General features: G+C 55.0%; 1 protein-coding gene. It reads left to right on the forward strand.

Annotation, left to right across the window (positions count from 1 at the left end; translation table 11 throughout):
- The coding region (locus SB765_RS29865) for a U32 family peptidase C-terminal domain-containing protein (protein ID WP_410932525.1) at positions 1–271 on the forward strand (271 nt) is incomplete at both ends.

Raw genomic sequence — 271 nt, forward strand, 5'->3', positions numbered from 1 at the left:
GTTTGTTGGTGAGTTTACCGGTGAGCGCAAGGGGGACCTCGCGGCGGTAGCGGTGAAAAATAAATTCTCCGTTGGCGACAGCCTTGAGCTGATGACGCCGCAAGGCAACATTAACTTTACCCTTGAGCACATGGAAAACGCCAAAGGTGAAGCGATGCCGGTCGCACCAGGCGATGGTTATACTGTGTGGCTCCCGGTCCCGCAGGATCTTGAGCTCAATTACGCTCTGCTGATGCGTAATTTCTCCGGGGAAACCACGCGTAACCCACAC

Origin of the sequence: Pseudomonas sp. SIMBA_067, from assembly GCF_046534675.1 — a bacterium.
GTDB classification, from domain to species: Bacteria; Pseudomonadota; Gammaproteobacteria; order Pseudomonadales; family Pseudomonadaceae; genus Aquipseudomonas; species Aquipseudomonas putida.